The organism is Streptomyces sp. NPDC107575 (assembly GCF_055657265.1).
This window is the reverse complement of the sequence record NZ_JBVKBG010000007.1, coordinates 422729-440624: the sequence shown is the minus strand read 5'-3', so window position 1 is coordinate 440624 and position 17896 is coordinate 422729. Positions and strand designations below refer to the sequence as shown.

The 17896-nt window shown below is 71.3% G+C and carries 13 protein-coding genes; 2 read left to right on the top strand and 11 right to left on the bottom strand.

The window, feature by feature from the left end; all coding sequences use genetic code 11:
• Nucleotides 1-1120: 1120 nt before the first annotated feature.
• The 6 genes from ACZ7L4_RS34440 to ACZ7L4_RS34415 form a co-directional block, all read right to left on the bottom strand.
• Complete coding sequence (locus ACZ7L4_RS34440) at nucleotides 1121-2050, bottom strand: amidohydrolase family protein (RefSeq protein WP_385763128.1); 930 nt, start codon at nucleotides 2048-2050, stop codon at nucleotides 1121-1123.
• Between the two features lie 75 nt (nucleotides 2051-2125).
• Nucleotides 2126-4375: a molybdopterin cofactor-binding domain-containing protein gene (locus ACZ7L4_RS34435; protein ID WP_472108707.1), complete on the bottom strand. Its 2250-nt coding sequence runs from the start codon at nucleotides 4373-4375 to the stop codon at nucleotides 2126-2128.
• Nucleotides 4376-4456: 81 nt separating this feature from the next.
• A complete protein-coding gene (locus ACZ7L4_RS34430; protein WP_450814475.1) occupies nucleotides 4457-5176 on the bottom strand; it encodes a GntR family transcriptional regulator in 720 nt (239 codons plus the stop codon).
• Nucleotides 5177-5188: 12 nt separating this feature from the next.
• Nucleotides 5189-6673 (bottom strand): nucleobase:cation symporter-2 family protein, encoded by a 1485-nt coding sequence (locus tag ACZ7L4_RS34425; RefSeq protein WP_472108705.1) that lies wholly within the window; start codon nucleotides 6671-6673, stop codon nucleotides 5189-5191.
• 97 nt (nucleotides 6674-6770) lie between these two features.
• Nucleotides 6771-8174 (bottom strand): amidohydrolase family protein, encoded by a 1404-nt coding sequence (locus ACZ7L4_RS34420; protein WP_472108704.1) that lies wholly within the window; start codon nucleotides 8172-8174, stop codon nucleotides 6771-6773.
• A 143-nt stretch (nucleotides 8175-8317) separates the two neighbouring features.
• A complete protein-coding gene (locus ACZ7L4_RS34415; protein ID WP_472108703.1) occupies nucleotides 8318-9508 on the bottom strand; it encodes a glycoside hydrolase family 6 protein in 1191 nt (396 codons plus the stop codon).
• Between the two features lie 95 nt (nucleotides 9509-9603).
• Here ACZ7L4_RS34415 and ACZ7L4_RS34410 point away from each other — a divergent pair, with 95 nt between their 5' ends.
• The gene (locus ACZ7L4_RS34410; RefSeq protein WP_472108701.1) at nucleotides 9604-10317 is read left to right on the top strand and encodes a DUF5995 family protein; all 714 of its coding nucleotides are present in this window, start codon (nucleotides 9604-9606) and stop codon (nucleotides 10315-10317) included.
• Between the two features lie 82 nt (nucleotides 10318-10399).
• The gene (locus ACZ7L4_RS34405) at nucleotides 10400-11335 is read left to right on the top strand and encodes an LLM class F420-dependent oxidoreductase (protein ID WP_472108700.1); all 936 of its coding nucleotides are present in this window, start codon (nucleotides 10400-10402) and stop codon (nucleotides 11333-11335) included.
• A gap of 3 nt (nucleotides 11336-11338) precedes the next feature.
• Here the strand turns inward: ACZ7L4_RS34405 and ACZ7L4_RS34400 are convergent, their stop codons facing one another.
• The 5 genes from ACZ7L4_RS34400 to ACZ7L4_RS34380 form a co-directional block, all read right to left on the bottom strand.
• Nucleotides 11339-13042 (bottom strand): flavin monoamine oxidase family protein, encoded by a 1704-nt coding sequence (locus tag ACZ7L4_RS34400; protein WP_472108698.1) that lies wholly within the window; start codon nucleotides 13040-13042, stop codon nucleotides 11339-11341.
• 78 nt (nucleotides 13043-13120) lie between these two features.
• Complete coding sequence (locus ACZ7L4_RS34395; RefSeq protein ID WP_472108697.1) at nucleotides 13121-13912, bottom strand: carbon-nitrogen hydrolase family protein; 792 nt, start codon at nucleotides 13910-13912, stop codon at nucleotides 13121-13123.
• A gap of 169 nt (nucleotides 13913-14081) precedes the next feature.
• Nucleotides 14082-14534 (bottom strand): Lrp/AsnC family transcriptional regulator, encoded by a 453-nt coding sequence (locus ACZ7L4_RS34390; RefSeq protein ID WP_385763110.1) that lies wholly within the window; start codon nucleotides 14532-14534, stop codon nucleotides 14082-14084.
• Between the two features lie 10 nt (nucleotides 14535-14544).
• Nucleotides 14545-16011 (bottom strand): amino acid permease, encoded by a 1467-nt coding sequence (locus ACZ7L4_RS34385; protein WP_472108695.1) that lies wholly within the window; start codon nucleotides 16009-16011, stop codon nucleotides 14545-14547.
• A 318-nt stretch (nucleotides 16012-16329) separates the two neighbouring features.
• On the bottom strand, nucleotides 16330-17772 hold the full coding sequence (locus tag ACZ7L4_RS34380; RefSeq protein ID WP_472108693.1) for a GuaB1 family IMP dehydrogenase-related protein: 1443 nt from the start codon (nucleotides 17770-17772) through the stop codon (nucleotides 16330-16332).
• Between the last annotated feature and the right edge of the window lie 124 nt (nucleotides 17773-17896).

Genomic DNA, 17896 nt, shown 5'->3' with positions numbered 1-17896 from the left:
CGGTGGGCGGGGCCGGGCGACGTGGTCAGGGTCGTCCGTGCCGATTGCGGGAACCGGTTGGGCGACGTGGCCAATGTCGTCCGAGACACTTGCCGAACCGCCACGGGCAACGCGGCCGAAGCCGCCCGAGACGCTTGCCGAACCGCCCCGGGCAACGTGACCGAAGCCGCCCGAGACACTTGCCGAACCGCCCCGGGCAACGTGACCGAAGCCGCCCGAGACACTTGCCGAACCGCCACGGGCAACGCGGCCGAAGCCGCCCGGGACGAGTACGGGAACCGGTTGAGCGACGTGGTCAAGGTCGTCCGTGACTGATTCGCAGCACCGCGCTTCCGCCGGCTGCGCCGGTGCCCGCCCATCTCCCACCCACCCGCCCCCTCCGGGGGCTTCGGCCCCCGTGGGCACCCCGGTTCGGCGCCCACCGTTCTCTTGGCGCCGCACCGCCCGCGAGGCAGCGCCAATGTTGCGCGCTTGGCACCGTGGCTGGGGCCGTCGTCATGGGTGCGCGGCACCGGGGGCCGCCTTGCCCACCCTGCCGCCCAAGGCGGCAGATTGCCCAAGGCGGGGGGCGGCCCGCCGATACAGGTTGGGAGCCGTGGCCGGCGCGCTGTCACCCAAGGCGCGAGCGGCCCGCCGACACGGGCGGGGAGCCGTGGTCGACGCGCCGTCACCCAAGGCGGGGGCGGCCCGCCGACACGGGTGGGGAGCCATGGTCGACGCGCCGTCACCCAAGGCGGGGGCGGCCCGCCGACACGGGTGGGAACCATGGCAGGCAACCCATCACCCAAGGCGAGTCGCGGGTGACCGCAACGGGTGCCGGTACCCCGTCGGGCCGACGCCCCTGGAGGGGGCGGGTGGGTGGGAGATGGGCGGTGGAACGGTGACGGGCGACGGATGGCCCGAGGCCGTGGCCGTCGGCCGCAACGACCCCGAAGCCGCGCCCCGTCGCCGCCCCGCGGCAACAACGACCCCGTCGCCCCGAGTGCCCCGATCAAGCCCGTCCGGCGATTGAGGACAGGGGGTCCGGGGCGCAGCCCCCTGGGGCCAACCCCGTCGCAGGCCACCGGAGGCCAGAGCCGAGCCACGCCACACCCCGGCCCGCCCCGGCCCCCGGCCCCCGTCACCTACGCGCAACCGTGTCCAACGACGCATACGTATCCGTGAGCCGCAGCTGCGCCTCCTCCTGGTTCCGCGGCGGAGGCGTCGGCTTCAGGTCGAGCAGCTTCGCCATGTTGTTGCCGAGGTACCCCTCCAGATGCTCCTCGGAGAGGTTCATGCCCTGCGGCGGCGGACCGCACAGCACCTCCAACTCCCGCGCCCACATCCCCGGTTCGTTCGGCGGCGAGTCCGTCCCGAAGACCAGCTGATGCTTCTCCATCTGCTGCGCGAACTCCACGATCCGCGACTGGAGCAGCCAGCCCGACTCCCCGTACACGTTCGGCGAGTCGAGGATCATGTAGAGCGCCTCGAAGCAGTACACGCCACCGGTCTGCACACCGAAGTGGGCGAGGATGAAGTTCACGTTGGTGAACTCCCGGATGATCGGGTAGAACTGCGTCGGGATCGAGTAGGGCCCGTCACCGGTGTGGATGAGGACGACGACACCCAGTTCGTCGCAGACCCGCAGCACCGGCCGCAGCCAGTCGAGGGCCCGGTCGGGCCGGTAAGCGTGCATGTTGGCATGCAGCTTGAGCATCTTGTAGCCGTACTCCTTGACGTGGAACTCCAGCTCCTTCGCCCCGTTCTCGGGCCCGAAGCGCGGGTTGTACATGAAGTTCCCGATGAACCGGTCGGGGTACGTGGTGACCAGTTCGGTGATGTACGACATGTAGTCGCGGATGCCCTCGCGCCCGGTGCGCATCCCGTCCTGCCAGACGGAGTTGCCGGGCGGCGGCATGATGCAGCCGTAGTCGATGCGGCGCGGCTTGCCGTTGATCATGTACGGGCCGTCCATCATCTCCAGCGTGCGCTCGCCCGTGAACGGGGAGCCGTCGTGCCGCCACGCCTGGTCGACGATGTTGGTGGGGTGCATATGGGTGTCGATGATCAAGGTCTTGTGTCCTTCCCAGCTGGTGCCAACCGTGTTCTGTGGTGGACCGTTTGGGGACCCAGGGCAGGGCCCGCCTCACCTCCCTTCTTCTACGACGACGATGTGTTCCGGCCGCACCGGCACCTTCGCCAGCTCAAGCCCCGTCGCGGCACGCAACGCGTTCGCGATCGCCGGGGTCGACGACAGGGTGGGCGGCTCGCCGACGCCGTTGAGGCCGTACGGCGAGTCCGGGTGCGGAAGTTCCAGTAGGTCAATGGGCACGCGCGGCATGTCGGCGATCGTCGGGATCAGATAGTCCGTGAACGACGGATTGCGCAGCCGCCCGCCCTCGACCCGCAACTCCTCCATCACCGCGAGCCCGAGCCCCTGCGCACTGCCGCCCTCGATCTGGCCCTCCACGGCAAGGGGATTCATCGCCTTGCCGACATCCTGGGCCGTCGCCAGCTCGACGACCTTCACGAGACCCAACTCCGTGTCCACGTCCACGACCGCCCGGTGCGCCGCGAACGCGAACGCGATGTGCGCGTCCCCCTGCCCGCGCTCGTCGTCGACGGGGAACGTACGGCGGTGCGCGTACTCGTACTCGGCCTCCAACGGCCCCACCTCTGCGAGCAGTTCGGCCAGGGGCCGGTCGTCCCCCAGCCCCGCGATCCGCTCACGCAGCGCCTTGCACGCGCCCTGCACCGCTCCCCCGCTCATCCAGGTGATGCGCGAGGCGGACGACGAGCCCGCGTCCCCGACGCACGTATCGGCAGGGAGCACCACCACACGCTCGACGCCCAGCTCCGTCCGTACGATCTGCGTCTGCACGGTGACGATGCCCTGGCCGCACTCGGCGGCGGCGGTGTGCACCTCGGCGACGGGCTCACCGCCGTTCAGGACGAGCCGTACGCGGGCGACGGACCGGTCGTCGACGCCGCCGGAGAACCCGATGGCCTTGACCCCGATCGCGTACCCGACCCCGCGCCGCACCCCCTCTCCCCGACTGGTGTTGTTGAGTCCGCCCGGATTCCCGAACGGCCCCTCCCCCACCCCGGGCAGCGGTCGCGCCCGCAGCCGTTCCAGCAGTTCCGCCGCCGGCGCCGGGCCGTCCACGGCCTGCCCGGTCGGCAGCACCGTCCCGGTCGTCATGGCGTTCCGGATCCTCAACTCGACCGGATCGATGCCGAGTTCACCCGCGAGCTTGTCAAGATTCGACTCGACGCCATAACAGGACTGCACCGCACCGAAGCCGCGCATCGCCCCGCAGGGCGGGTTGTTGGTGAAGACCGAGTAGCCGTCGATCTCGGCGTGCGGCACGTCGTAGGCGCCGGCCGCGAAGTAGGAGCCGTTGGCGATGACGACCTGCGAGGTGGAGGTGTAGGCGCCGCCGTCGAAGAGCAGCCTGGCCTTTACGAACACGATCCGGCCCTCGCGCGTCGCCCCGTGCTCGAACCACATGCGGGCCGGGTGCCGGTGCACATGCCCGTAGAAGGACTCCTCGCGGTTGTAGCTCATCTTCACCGGGCGGCCGGTGCGCAGGGCGAGCATCGCCGCGTGGATCTGTACGGACACGTCCTCGCGCCCGCCGAACGCGCCGCCCACACCGGACAGCGTGAGCCGGACCTTCTGAGGCGGCAGGCCGAGCGCGGCGCACATCTGGTGCTGGTCGTCGTGCAGCCACTGCGTCGACACATAGACATCGACGCCGCCGTCCTCCGCCGGGATCGCGAGCCCGGACTCGGGCCCGAGGAAGGCCTGGTCCTGCATGCCGACCTCGTACGTGCCACTGACGATCACGTCGGCCTCGGCGCGCGCCGCCGTCACGTCACCGTGGCGGATGCGGACGTGCCGGACGATGTTGCCGTGCTTGCCGTCGACGCGCTCGGCGTGGACCAGCGGGCCCGTGCCCCGTACGGCCTCCTCGGGGTCGGTGAGCGCGGACCGCTCCTCGTACGCGACGTCGATCAGGGCGAGCGCCCTGCGGGCCGTCTCGGGGTGGTCGGCGGCGACGAGCGCCACGGGTTCGCCCTGGTAGCGCACCCGGTCGACGGCGAGGACCGGCTGGTCGGAGACCTTCATGCCGTACGTCGCCCGACCGGGGACGTCCTCGTGGGTGAGCACCGCCAGCACCCCGGGCAGCCGCAGCGCCGCGCTCGTGTCGAGCCGGACGATGCGGGCGCTCGGGTGCGGGGAGCGCAGGGTCGCGCCCCACACCATGCCCTCGGCCCGCAGGTCGGAGGAGTAGGCGAAGTCGCCCTTGACCTTGAGTCGGCCGTCGGGGCGTGCGGTGCTGGCGCCGACGCCGTCACGGACAGCGGTGGCGGTGCCGGTTGCGGTGCTCACCGTCGTTCACTTCCCTTCTGGCTTGCGCTGGACGGGAGTTGCGGATCGAACGTGGTGCGGCTCAGTCGACTCGCGAAGGCGCTATTCGACGGGGCGTACGCGACCGGCCTCGGCGGACTCCGAGGGCCCCGGCGCGACCGCCTGCGAGAGGCGGATGCGGAGCTTGCGGATGTGGTCGCGGGCCGCGAGGTCGGCGGCGTCCGGGTCGCCCGACGTCATCGCCTCGAAGATCCGGCGGTGCTCGGCGACGGCGAGCCGCGGCGCCTCCTGGCCGCGCCACAACTGGTGCAGCGCGAGGTGGGCGCGGCCCTGGATGGTGTCGAGGGCGGCGGTGAGGTGCGGGTTGTCCGCCACCTCGCGGATCATCCGGTGGTACGCCATGTCCATCTCGATGTGGGTGCGCTCGTCGACCCCTGTGCCGACCTCCCGCTCGTGCCGCTCGAGGAGGTCGCGCAGCTCGGCGAGGCGCGAGGCGTCGAGCCGCTCGGTGGCCAGGCGGGCGGCGAGGCCCTCCATCACCTCACGGACGACGTACAGCTGCCTGACGTCCTCCACGTCGACCGTGGCGACCACGGCCCCCTTGTGCGGGACGTGCGTGGCGAGGCCGTCGTGGATGAGGCGCTGGACCGCCTCGCGCACCGGGCTGCGGCTGATGCTCAGCTGTGCGGCGAGGGCGGGCACGGAGAGGGCGTCACCGGGGCGCAGCCGGTTCGCCAGGACGGCGCCCTTCAGCTCCTCGTACGCCCGGTCCGCCAGGAGGCTGCCGGCCGCGACCGGATTGACCGCACGCTCTGCGCTCATCCCAACTCCCCCTCACTGCTTGCCCGTTTGAGATACATGTTGCATGTAATGTTCGGGCGCGTCAATGGATCCGGCGTCCTCCGACGGCCCCTCCCGGTCCTTGTGCCGCTTCCCGAAGGGAAGGCGCAGGTGGTGGAAGAAGAGGTTGAGGAAGACCGCGGTGAGCGTGCCGAGGATGATGCCGCTCTCGAAGAGGGCGTGCAGCTGCCGTCCCGGCATCTGCTCGGCGAACTGCGGGAACGCGGTGGGCAGGAAGCCCACGCCCACGCTCGCGGCGACGAGGATGGTGTTGCGCTGGTCGGTCAGGTCGGCCTGGAAGAGGATCTGCACGCCGACGACGGCGATGGTGGAGAACAGCACGATGGTCGCGCCGCCGAGGACGGAGGCCGGCATCGCGGCGACGATCGCCCCCACCTTCGGGACCAGCCCGAGCACCATCATGATCACGCCGGAGGACGCGACGATCCACCGGGACTTGACCCTGGTCAGCCGGATCAGGCCGATGTTCTGCGAATAGACGGTGCTGGGGAAGGAGTTGAGGACGCCGGCGACCGCCGTGGCCAGGCCGTCCGCCCGCAGGGCGCGCGTCACGTGCTTGCCCTCGACCTTGCGGTCCACGATCTCCCCGACGGCGAAGAACTGCCCGATGGACTCGACCGCGATGATGACCATGACCAGGACGATGGAGAGCACCGCGACGACGTCGAACCGGGGCGCCCCGTAGTGCAGCGGGGCCGCCGTGCCGAGCCAGGGCGTGGAGGCGATCCCGGAGAAGTCGGCGAACCCGGCGAACGCGGCGACGACCGTGCCGATGAACAGGCCGACCAGGACCGCGACGGTCGCGAGGAAGCCGCGCGACAGCTTGTGCAGCAGCAGGATGACGACGAGCGTGACGGCGGCGAGCCCCAGGTGCGCGGGCGAGCCGAACGAGCCCTGGCTCGGATCTCCCCCGCCCACCTGCCGCGCGGCGACGGCGAGCAGCGTGATCCCCACGATGGTCACGATCGTGCCGGTGACCAGCGGCGGGAAGAACCGCACCAGCCTGCTGAAGACGGGCGCCACCACGAACAGGGCGAGCCCCGCCGCGATCACCGCCCCGAACACGGTCGGCAGGCCCGCCTTCGCCCCGCCCGCCGCGAGCCCCACGGACACCAGCGAGGGCACCGCCGTGGTGGAGGTGCCCTGCACCACCGGCAGCCTGATGCCGATGCCCGGCAGGCCCGCGGACTGGAGCAGGGTGGCGAGGCCGCAGGTCAGCAACGAGGCGTTGACGAGGAGGGCGATGTCGTCGCCCTTCATGCCGATGCCCTCGGCAACGAGCAGCGGCATCACGACGGCGCCCGCGTAGAAGGCGAGCACGTGCTGGAACCCGTAGACGACGAGGCGCCACGCGGAGGGCACGGAGTCGACGGCGTCCTTGCGCGCCGCCACGACGCCGACCGCCTCCACCTCCGCCGCCCCGCCCTGCGTACCGTCCTGAACTTCCTTCTCGGACATGTGCGTTACTCCCTCCACCCGGTGGTCCGGATGTTGTCTCGTGCGCACTTACCGGGGCCGTGGACGGACGACCGCTACCTGTGTCTTTCAGTGGCTGTCAGTGCTGCCAGGAGGCGGTCAGCGGGCCGAAGTCGGCCCGGTGGACGAGGCGTTCGGCGCGCTCCTGGGCCTCCGCCAGCAGCGCCTCCTCGTCGACGAGCGTGCAGCGGCCGTCCTCGACGACGACGCGGCCGCCGACGACGGTCATGTCCACGTCGCCACCGCGCGCCGAGTAGACGAGAGCGGCCACCGCGCGGTGCAGCGGGCGCAGGTGGGGGCGGTCCAGCGCGACCACGGCGAGGTCGGCGGGGGCGCCGGGCGCGAGCACCCCGGCGCCGTTGCCGACGTACCGGCCGCCCTCCCTGGTGGCCAGCTCCAGGGCCTCCTCGCAGCGCGCCACCGCCGGGTCGAGCGTGTCGAGGCGCTGGGCGAACAGGGTCTGCTTCATGACCTCGAACATGTCCTGGCGGTGCCCCGCACTCGGCCCGTCGGTGCCGAGCGCGACCACGGCCCCGGCCTCGCGCAGCCGCCGCAGCGGCATCACCCCGGAGGCGAGATACGCGTTGGAGGCCGGGTTGTGGGCGACGCCGGCGCCGCGCTCCCCGATCGCCTTGGTCTCGGCGTCGTCGAGCCAGACGGCGTGCGCGAGGGTGGTGCGCTCGTCGAGGAGACCTTCGGCGGCGAGCCAGCTCACTGGCCTGATCCCGTACGCGTCGAGGTAGCTCGCCGGGTCCTTGGCGCCCTCGCTGCAGTGCGTGTGCCAGCGGACGCCGAACTCATGGGCCAGCCCGGCGGCCCCGCGCACCAGGTCCTGGTCGCCGTAGCTGAGGTTGAGCGGGGCGGGCCAGATCTCGACGGCGGAGCCGGGCGGCCTGCTGCGCATGCAGTCGCGCGTGATGTCGATTTCCTCGGCCACGGAGTAGCGGAACAGGTCGTCGGGCAGTCCGCGTGCGGCGGCGACGGCCGTCTTGTGCCCGATCATGCCGCGCGCGACGACGCCCCGGAGCCCGGTCGCCCCGATGGCGTCCGCCACCGAGAGAACCGTTTCGGCATCGGTCGGCGCGTAGTGGTTGTCGACGACCGTGGTGATGCCGGAGCGCAGCGCCTCCACCGCGCCGAGCGTCGCCGCGACCCGCGCGTCCTCGGCGTCGACCGCGATCGAGTACGGCCACATGAACTCGCACAGCCACGGCCAGATGGCCTTCCCTTCGCCGAGCCCCCTGGCCAGCGCCTGGAACAGATGACTGTGCCCGTCCACGAACCCCGGCAGCACGGCCCGGCCCCGGCAGTCCACCACCCGCTCGGCCCGCCACTCGGCCTCGATCTCCGCCGCGGGGCCCACCGCCACGATCCGTTCGCCCGACACCGCGACGGCGCCGGGTTCGTACACGTCCCTCGCGTCGTCCACGGTGACCACGTGGCCTCCGGTGAACAAAAGGTCGCACTGCCGCACGGATTCCATCGAGCCTCCAGGGTCCGGGGATCTGTCCAGGGATCTCGGGCATCGGCCATATTTCACATTGCATGCAACATATTCCGGCCACTGGAACTGTCAACCCCTCAAGTACGTACGGGACTTACCGGAGCGGTCGCGCGGTCAGTGGTTCAGTCCGCCAGCTCGTACGCGTAGTCCGCCGTGAACGTCCCCGGCTCCCCCTTGCACCCGTCCGACTCCCCGGGCAGCTTCACCCACAGATACGCGTCGATGCGGGCCTCCCCGGTGCGCAGCGTCGGGGCCCGACCCAGTTCGCGGCCATCGGGGTCGCACCACTCGCCGTCGGCCGGGGCGCCGTTGCCGTTGCGGCTCGTGTCGATGACGGCGCCCAGGCCGCTCGGCCCGCCCAGCGCGGCGAGCACCTTGCGGGCGTACGCGATCTCGTCGGTCGTCCGGTGGAAGTTGGAGACGTTGGTGAACACGCCGTCGGACGACGCGGCGGAGGCGGCGCCCGCCGCGCGCAGCCGTGCGGCCTGGGTGCCGGGCGGGTTCCAGGCGGAGTGCCCGGCGTCGTAGTAGACGCGGGCGCGGGGGTTCGCGGACTTCAGGGCCCGGCCCGCGTGGGCCAACGCCGCGTACCGGTCGGCCTGTTGGCCCTTGGACAGGCACTCGGTCTGGGACAGCGCGTCGGGCTCCAGGATCACGATGACCTCGCGGGAGCCGAGCCCGTCCGCGAACTTCTCGATCCAGTCGCCGTACGCGTCCAGGTCGGGCGCCCCACCCTCGGAGTGCCCGCCGCAGTCACGGTCGGGGACGGCGTACGGCACGAGCACCGGCACCTGTCCGGCGCGGGCACCGGCCGAGGTCACCGCGCGCACCCGCGCCGTGATCGTGGCGGGCGCGTAGTCGGCGAACCAGACGGCGGCAGGCCGGTTCGCTATCCGGGACTCGATGAGCGGGCGGCGCGGGTCGGAGCGGTTGGCGCGCACCCAGTCGAGGACCTGGGAGTCGCCGTAGCGGTACAGGTCGCTCGCGGCCGGTGGGGCGCTCGACGGCTTCGGCCGGGCGGGGGCCGTCCTCTTCGGCTTCGGCTTCGTCTTCGAACTCTTCGACGGGGAGGGCGAGTTGCTCGTCGCCGACGGGGTCGGCAGCGCGGGCAGCGGGCGCAGGCTCGGGGTGGCACTGGCTGTCGGGCGCGCCTCGTCCGCCTCGCCGTGTCCGTCGTCGAGGGCGGAGACGAGGCCCGCCACGGTGCCGACGGCCACCACGGCCGAGGCCGCCGCGGCGAGCGCACCGCGCATGGTTCTGCGGCGTCGCTCCACCCGCCGTTCGGCCAGCCGTCGCGCGCGTGAGCCCGACACCGCACCCCTCCCCTTCAGGTCCGCCGTTCCCTCGTTCTGGGGAAGCCCCCGGCCAGCCGACGTCCGCGCAAGGCTACGGCTGGGACGCTGCGTTCATGGCGCAGTTGGAGCGGTTCGAACAGGCCCGGATCCCGGCACTCGGGGTCGACATCGTGATCGCACGGATGCGCGCGCTCGGGGCGGACCTGCCGCCGCGCGACGGCGTGGCCGTCTTCAACCGGGTCTATCTCTCCGTCACGGAGGCGGTCGACGGGGCCATCGACGGCGGCCCCACCGGCGGCTTCGCGGACCGGGGAGCGGCGGTCACGCTGGACGTCCGGTTCGCCGAGCGCTATCTCGCGGCGGTCGACGCGGCGGCCCACGGCGCGCGCCCGCCCGCCTGCTGGCGGCCCCTGTTCCAGTTCCGCAGGCATCCCGGCGTACGCCCGTTGCAGTTCGCGCTCGCGGGCATCAATGCGCACATCGGGCACGATCTGGCGCTCGCCGTCGTGGACGCGTGTCGCACGCTGGGCTGCGAACCGGATGCCCTGGAGGACGAGTTCGAGCGCGTGGGCGATCTCCTCGTCACGCTGGAGGAGCGCATCCGCGAAGAGCTGATGCCGGGCCCCGATCTGCTCCAGGTCGCGGATCCGCTGACCCATCTGCTCGGCGCGTGGAGCCTGGAGCGCGCCCGCGACGGCGCGTGGGGTGCGGCCCGCGCGCTGTGGGCGCTGCGCGACCTGCCGTCCGTGGAGGCCGAGTTCGCCCACCGCCTCGATGCCTCGGTGGGCCTGGTCGGCCGGATGCTGCTCACCCCGCTGCCCGACTGACCCGGCCGCCGCGCCGGGAACATCCGTACCGCACACGGGCGTTGACACCACGACCCGCGCTGTCGAGCAAAGGAGCACGAGCATGGCGACGACGACCCGACTCGGCCTCGGACTGCCCCAGATGAAGCAGTACGACATCGGCAGGGACGTCCCGGACGTGGCGCGCGCGGCGGAGGCCGTGGGCTACGACAGCCTGTGGGTGTTCGAGCGGATCCTGTTCCCCGAGCCCGCCACCCAGGGCCTGTACGGGATCCCGGGCCTGCCCTGGCCGGACCAGTACCGCTCGGTCGCCGACCCGCTCGTCGCGCTCACCCTGGCGGCGTCCGCCACGTCCCGCGCCCGGCTCGGCACCAGCGTCCTGGTGGCGCCGCTGCACGTCCCGTTCCAACTCGCGCGCTCCCTCGCCTCGTTGGACGCGGCGAGCGGGGGCCGCGTCGTGGCGGGGCTGGGCACGGGCTGGTCGCACGACGAGTACGCGGCGGCGGGCGTGGCCCCCTTCGAGCGGCGCGGCAAGGTGCTCGACGAGCTGCTCGACGTGTGCCGCGCGGTGTGGGGCCCGGACCCGGTGTCGTACGAGGGCGAACTGACGACGATCGCGCCGTCCGTGGTCGGCCCCAAGCCGGCCGGTCCGCTGCCGATCCTGCTCCCGGCGAACAGCCCGAGGTCGGCCCGCCGCCTGGTCGACAAGGCGGACGGGTGGATGCCCGCCGCGATGGGGGCCGAGGGCCTCAAGCAGCAGTGGGACCGCCTCCAGGCGCTCGCCGAGGAGCGCGGCCGCACCGCTCCCCTCCAGACGGTGCTGCGCGCCAACGCGACGTACTCGCGCGAGCCGTACACCGGCGAGGACCGCAGGCCCTTCCAGGGCAGCGTCGACCAGATCGTGGAGGACCTGGTCGCGCACGACGAGGTGGGCCTGGAGGAGATCCTGATCGAACTCCAGGGGCAGGCCCGCGACGCCCAGGAGCTCAAGGACGTCGCGGCCGAGGTGTACGAGAAGGCGCGGGCGGCGGGGGTGTAGCCCCTAGTCCTCCGGGAGTTCGACGGGCGCGATCTCCTCGAACACGTCGCCCGGGCCGGGGTTCGACGCGTCCGTGCTGCCGCCGAGGTGGTGCATGACGCCCCACACCGCGTTCAGCGCGGTCTGCACGGCGCCCTCGGCCCACCCGGCCGTCCACGAGATGTCGTCACCGGCGAGGAAGATGCCGCGCCGGTCCTCGGGCAGCGTCTCCTGCATGAAGTGCGTGAACAGGCGGCGCTGGTAGCGGTAGTGGCCGGGCAGGTTCGCCTTGAACGCGCCCATGAAGTACGGCTCGTTCTCCCAGGACACGGTCACCGGGTTGCCGATGATGTGCTTGCGGATGTCGACCTTGGGATAGATCTCGCCGAGCGACTTCAGCATCACTTCGAGGCGCTCGTTGGCGGACAGCGGCAGCCACTTGAGGCTGTCGTCGCACCACGTGTACGAGAGGCAGATCGTGGCGGGCTTGTCGGGCCCGTCGTCCAGCAGGTAGGTGCCGCGCGTCATCCGGTCGGTGAGCGTCATCGACATGACGTCGCGCCCGGTGTCCTCGTCCTTGTCCAGCCAGAACGGCCGGTCGACCGGTACGAACAGCTTGCTGGACTCCATGTAGTGCGTGCGCTCGATCGCCGTCCAGTGGTCGATCGGGAACAGCGAGTCGTCGCAGTCGACCTTGGACAGCAGCATCCACGACTGGGCCGTGAAGATCGCGGCCTTGTACGTGCGGATGTCGCCGTCGGCGTCCGTGACGGTGATGTGGTTCCCGGCGGTGCGGGACAGCCGGGTCACGGCCGGGCGCGGCTTGCCGTCGGCGTGCAGGCTGGACAGCGAGGTACCGGGAGCCCAGTGCACGATCTTCTGCGGCTCGCGCTCCCACAGGCGCAGCGGCAGCTGCTGCGAGCCGCCCTCGATGCCGCGGTGGTGGTCGTCGGCCTCGGTGTAGACGACGCGCAGGATCTCCAGGATCGAGTTCGGGAAGTCGGTGTCCCAGCCGCCGGTGCCGAAGCCGACCTGGCCGAAGATCTCGCGGTGCCGGAAGGACTTGAACGCCTCGGACTCGCAGAGGAACCCGTAGAACGTCTGGTTGTCGAGCTTCTCGACGAGCCTGCCCCAGATCTCGCGGATGCGCGGCACGTCGCGCTCGCGCATCGCCTGGTTCATGTCGGAGAAGTCGGCGCCCTCGTCGAGGCACTTGTTCCAGGCGTCGGCGACGTCCCGGTAGACCTGCGGCAGATCGGCGAGCGTCTCGGCGTAGTGGGACTCGCCCTTGAGGTCGACGACGGTCGAGGGCGTGGCCTCGGACAGCGGGTTGGGGAACGCCCTGGTCTTGAGGCCGACCATGTCGATGTAGTGCTGCAGCGCCGTGGAGGACGGCGGGAAGCGCATCGCGCCCATCTCGGCGGTCAGGCCGGACGCCTGCGCCGGGGTGCCCTCGAAGCCGACCGTGCGCAGCCGGCCGCCGATCTGGTCCGCCTCGTACACGACGGGCGTGAGGCCCATCTTCATCAGCTCGTACGCGGCGACGATGCCGGACAGGCCGCCACCGATGACCGCGACCTCGGTGCCGTGCTCGGTCGCGGGTATCTGGCCGAGGCCCGCCGGGTGGGCGAGGAAGTCGTCGTACGCGTACGGGAAGTCCGGCCCGAACATCGTGATGGGCGGCTGGCCCTCGGTGTGCTGGGCGGCGGTGGGCACCGTGGACGTCATGGGGTGCGGACTCCTTGCGGGGTACTGAAGTGCTGGGCAGGAAGCGGGAGTTGAGGCGGACCGGGCGGGGGCCGGGCCTCAGGAGGCGAGCGGGCCGTACAGCGCCGGGCGGCGGTCGCTCAGATAGGGGTTGGCCGCACGGGAGGCGGCGAGGAAATCGGGGTCGGCATCGGCGAACACCAGCTCCTCGCCACGCCCCGCACGGGCGCGGGCCACCCCGTCGGGCCCGGCGAGCGTGGAGAGCCCGACGAACTCGAACTCGCCCTCGGCGCCTACCCGGTTGACGTACGCGACGTACATCTGGTTCTCGAAGGCGCGCACCGGCACGACCGATTCGGCGACGAACTGGAAGGGGTGCATCTGCGCCGTCGGCACGAGCAGCAGGTCGGTGCCGGCGAGGGCGTGGGCCCGTACGTTCTCAGGGAACTCGACGTCGTAGCAGATCATGAGGCCGACCCGCAGACCGTTCACCTCGGCCTGTACGACGGGCTGCGCGCCGGGCGTGAACTGCTCGCGCTCGAAGCAGCCGAAGAGGTGCGTCTTGCGGTAGTTCGCGAGGCGGGTGCCGTCGGCGGAGATCAGCTGTACGGCGTTGTAGACCGTGTCGCCGTCCCGCTCGGGGTAGCCGTAGGCGACGGCGAGGCCGTGCCGGTGGGCGAGCTCCGCGACGGCGTCGGCCGCGTCCCCGTCGGCGGGCTCGGCGAGCCGGGCCACGTCGTCCCCGATCGCGTACCCCGTCAGGAACATCTCCGAGGTCACGAGGATGCCGGCGCCCGCCGCGGCGGCCCGGCCCGCGGCCGCGTCGAGAACCTTGAGGTTCGCGGCGGCCTGGCCGGGGTGTCCTGAGCTCTGGAGCAGGGCGGTGCGCATGGGTGTCCTCAACCGGTACGGGGTGGGGTTCGGGGTCACCAAAAAGCTACGGGGGCCCGCCACCGCGGACAAGAAGCACCTGTTGCACGCTGCTGAGCTGTTCGTTGCGTGATGTTCGCGCCGAACGGCGATTCGTTGCGCGGGGGCCGTTCGTACGCGTGGGGTCCCGCTACGCGGGCGAACCGGAGGTGAAACGCCGCATCAACGGCGACAGGACCAGCACGGATTTCGTCCGCTCGACGAAGGGCTCCCCCGCGATCCGCTCCAGGACCCGCTCGAAGTGCCGCATGTCGGAGGCGAAGATCTGGACGAGCGCGTCCGCGTCCCCGGTGACGGTGGACGCGGACACGACCTCGGGATACCGCTCCAGGCCCCGCCGGATCGCCTCCGGCGAGGTGTTGGAGCGGCAGTACATCTCGATGAACCCCTCGGTCTCCCAGCCGAGCGCGGCCGGGTCGACGCGCACCGTGAACCCGGTGATCGCGCCGGTGGCCCGCAGCCGGTCCACACGGCGTTTCACGGCGGGCGCGGACAGGCCGACCAGCTGGCCGATGTCCGCGTAGGAGCGGCGGGCGTCCTCGGCGAGGGCGTGCACGATGCGTTCGTCGAGATCGTTCAGCAAGGCAGGTGTGTCACTTCTGGGCTGCGGGTTCGGCGAGACGGGAGCGGCGCATCCCGTAACTGAAGTAGAACACGAGACCGACGGCCATCCAGACACCGAAGACGATCCAGGTGATAGCGGACAGGCTGCCCATCATCCACACGCAGAGCGCGAAGCCGATGATCGGCAGAACCGGCGACAGCGGCACACGGAAGGTGCGCTTCATGTCGGGGCGGGTCCGGCGCAGCATGATGACCGCGATGTTGACCAGGGCGAACGCGAAGAGCGTACCGATGCTGGTGGCGTCGGCGAGCTGGCCGAGCGGGACGGCCGCCGCGAGGATGCCGCAGAACAGGGACACGATGACCGTGTTGGCGCGCGGCGCCCCGGTCTTCGGGTGCACCTTGGCGAAGATCTTGGGCACGAGGCCGTCGCGGGACATCGCGAAGAGCACACGGGTCTGGCCGTAGAGCACGGTGAGCACGACGGACGCGATGGCGATGACGGCGCCCGCGGCGAGCACCGTGCCCCAGAAGGGCTGCCCCGTGACGTCGTTCATGATCGCGGCGAGCGTCGCCTCGGAGTCCGTGAAGTCCGTCCAGCGGCGGGCGCCGACGGCGACGGCGGCCACGAGGACGTACAGCGCGGTGACGATGATCAGCGACAGCATGATGGCGCGGGGCAGGTCGCGCTGCGGGTTCTTCGCCTCCTCACCGGCGGTGGAGGCGGCGTCGAAGCCGATGTAGGAGAAGAACAGCGTGGCACCGGCGGCGCTGACGCCCGCCATGCCGAGCGGCATGAAGTTCTCGTAGTTGCCGGACTTGAAGCCCATGAAGCCGATGACGCAGAAGAGGATCAGGGCCGCGATCTTCACGGCGACCATGATGGTGTTGGCCCGCGCGGACTCCTTGGCGCCGCCCAGCAGGAACACCATGGCGAGCAGCACCACGATGAGCGCGGGCAGGTTGAAGATCCCGCCGTCACCGGGCGGCGCGGACAGCGCGGCCGGGATGGTGACGCCTATCGTCCCGTCGAGCAGCTCGTTGAGGTACTCGCCCCAGCCGACGGCGACCGCGGCGACCGAGACCCCGTACTCCAGGACCAGGCACCAGCCGCAGACCCAGGCGAGAAGTTCGCCCATCGTTGCGTACGCATACGAGTAGGAGGATCCGGCGACCGGGATGGTGCCGGCCAGTTCGGCGTACGAGAGCGCCGAGAAGAGCGCGGTGAGACCGGCGATCACGAAGGACAGCGTGACGGCGGGACCGGCCTTCGGGACGGCCTCGCCGAGCACCACGAAGATGCCGGTGCCGAGCGTGGCCCCGATGCTGATCATGGTCAGCTGCCAGAGCCCGAGGGAGCGCCGCAGCGATCCGCCTTCTCCCTGGCCGCCCTCCGCGACCAGCAGGTCCACCGGCTTGCGCCGCATGAGGCGGGCGCCGAACCCCACGGGGGTGGGGGCTTGCGGGGTGCGCGGTGGTGCGCCGTGATCGAGCACGGACTGGCTCCTTGATCGCTGCCGGGTGGGGTTGACCGCAGCGAGGGGGACGCGGCGGAGCACACCCGGAAAACGGGTCCCGCCGAGCAGGCCGAACCCCCGCCACGCAACGTACAGCGGATGACTCTAGAGGAGTTCTCTTCTCAGGTGTAATGCAGCAACCTTGCGCAGTCGCGCATGATCGTTGCGCTACGTTCCGGGAGTCGAACGATTGTTGCGCGCGACCTTTCGTCCATTGCGCGCGGATTGACCGAATACGACAAAACCCCGCGCCCCTCCGGAGAGGGACGCGGGGTTCGCGCTGGGGTGCGGGAGGGGTCAGCTCCAGCTGGCGTGCAGCGGCTTGCCCTCGGCGTAACCGGCGGCGGACTGGATGCCGATGGTCGCGCGCTGCTCGAACTCGGCGAGCGAGTTGGCACCGGCGTACGTGCAGGAGGAGCGGACGCCCGCGATGACCGAGTCGATCAGGTCCTCGACGCCCGGGCGCTCCGGGTCGAGGAACATCCGCGAGGTGGAGATGCCCTCCTCGAAGAGCGCCTTGCGGGCGCGGTCGTACGCGGACTCGTCGCTCGTCCGGTTCTTCACGGCGCGCGCGGAGGCCATGCCGAAGGACTCCTTGTAGGCACGGCCCTTGGCGTCGTGCTGCAGGTCGCCCGGGGACTCGTAGGTGCCCGCGAACCAGGAACCGATCATGACGTTGGACGCGCCCGCGGCGAGCGCCATGGCGACGTCCCGCGGGTGCCGGACGCCACCGTCGGCCCACACGTGCTTGCCGTACTTCTTGGCCTCGGCGGCGCACTCCAGGACGGCGGAGAACTGCGGCCGGCCGACGCCGGTCATCATGCGCGTGGTGCACATGGCGCCGGGTCCGACACCGACCTTGATGATGTCGGCGCCGGCCTCGATGAGGTCCTTGACGCCCTCGGCGGCCACGATGTTGCCCGCGACGATCGGCACCTGCGGGTCGAGCGCGCGGACCTTCTTGATGGCCTCGATCATCGACTCCTGGTGGCCGTGCGCCGTGTCGATGACGAGCGTGTCGGCACCGGCGTCGAGCAGCTGCTTGGCCTTGCCCGCGACGTCGCCGTTGATGCCGACGGCGGCGGCGATGCGCAGCTTGCCGTCGGCGTCCGTGGCCGGGGTGTAGAGGGTGGCGCGGAGCGCGCCCGTACGCGTCAGGATCCCCGCCAGCCTGCCGTCCTTGTCCACGGCCGGGGCGTAGCGGCGGTTGGCGCCGTCGAGCTTGTTGAAGGCGTCGCGCGGGTCGATGTCCGCGTCGAGCAGCAGCAGGTCCTTGGACATGACCTCGGACAGCTGCGTGAAGCGGTCGACGCCGGTCAGGTCCTGGTCGGTGACGACACCGACGGGCCGCTGCTCACCGTCGACGACGACACCGGCGTTGTGCGCGCGCTTGTTGAGCAGCGCGAGGGCGTCCGCGACGGTCTGGCTCGGCGCGAGGACGATCGGGGTGTCGAGCACCAGGTGTCGCGTCTTGACCCAGCCGATGACCTCGGTGACGACGTCGATCGGAATGTCCTGCGGAATGACGACGAGCCCGCCACGACGGGCGACGGTCTCGGCCATGCGACGCCCGGCGATCGCGGTCATGTTGGCGACGACCAGCGGGATCGTGGTGCCCGTGCCGTCCGGCGACGAGAGGTCCACGGCCTGCCGGGAGCCGACGGCGCTCCGGCTCGGCACCATGAAGACGTCGTCGTACGTCAGGTCGTACGCGGGCTTGATGTCATTGAGGAAACGCACGTGCGGACATCCCAGTCGGTAGAAGGGGGTCCCCGAAAGTCTGCTCCCGGGGCACAAAGCACGTACTTCATTTTCCCATGCCGCCCGCGGACGCGTCTTCGGGCCGAACGTCCCAAGGTCAGGG

Bases quoted from the DNA above. Each gene is read 5' to 3' on its own strand.
- ACZ7L4_RS34395 (WP_472108697.1), bottom strand. From the start codon at position 13,912: ATGCGCACCGCCCTGCTCCAGAGCTCAGGACACCCCGGCCAGGCCGCC.
- ACZ7L4_RS34430 (WP_450814475.1), bottom strand. From the start codon at position 5,176: ATGAGCGCAGAGCGTGCGGTCAATCCGGTCGCGGCCGGCAGCCTCCTG.
- ACZ7L4_RS34420 (WP_472108704.1), bottom strand. From the start codon at position 8,174: ATGGAATCCGTGCGGCAGTGCGACCTTTTGTTCACCGGAGGCCACGTG.
- ACZ7L4_RS34400 (WP_472108698.1), bottom strand. From the start codon at position 13,042: ATGACGTCCACGGTGCCCACCGCCGCCCAGCACACCGAGGGCCAGCCG.
- ACZ7L4_RS34410 (WP_472108701.1), top strand. From the start codon at position 9,604: ATGGCGCAGTTGGAGCGGTTCGAACAGGCCCGGATCCCGGCACTCGGG.
- ACZ7L4_RS34405 (WP_472108700.1), top strand. From the start codon at position 10,400: ATGGCGACGACGACCCGACTCGGCCTCGGACTGCCCCAGATGAAGCAG.
- ACZ7L4_RS34425 (WP_472108705.1), bottom strand. From the start codon at position 6,673: ATGTCCGAGAAGGAAGTTCAGGACGGTACGCAGGGCGGGGCGGCGGAG.